Source organism: Soonwooa sp. T0.1_25 (assembly GCF_057652215.1).
The window spans coordinates 1-253 of record NZ_JBYFBZ010000095.1; the positions used below are offsets into that span (position 1 = coordinate 1).

Below are 253 nucleotides of genomic sequence, written 5' to 3' on the forward strand. Positions count from 1 at the left end.
CTTTTGCTGACCACTTCATAGACATCACTGGACAGCGCGCCGGAGGCAAGAATGCGCTCCAGCTCACCCTTCATCAGCGCCTGACGCGCAGCGTCGTACTTGCGCCAGCGAGTCAGCGGTGCCAGTTGCCGCGAGGCGATCTGCGGGTTGAGTGCATTGAGCTCAATCACCAGGTCCGCCAGGAAGCGGTAGCCGGAACCGTCTGCCGCATGGAAGTTGACCAGGTTCTGCCCGGCAAACGCACCAATCAGGG

Annotated in this window: 1 protein-coding gene; it reads right to left on the reverse strand. The window is 61.7% G+C overall.

The annotated features are described in order from the left end of the window. Positions 1-253, reverse strand: a 253-nt coding sequence (locus AC23MB_RS14485) for an aminopeptidase N C-terminal domain-containing protein (RefSeq protein WP_487787669.1), incomplete at both ends; no start/stop codon positions are given.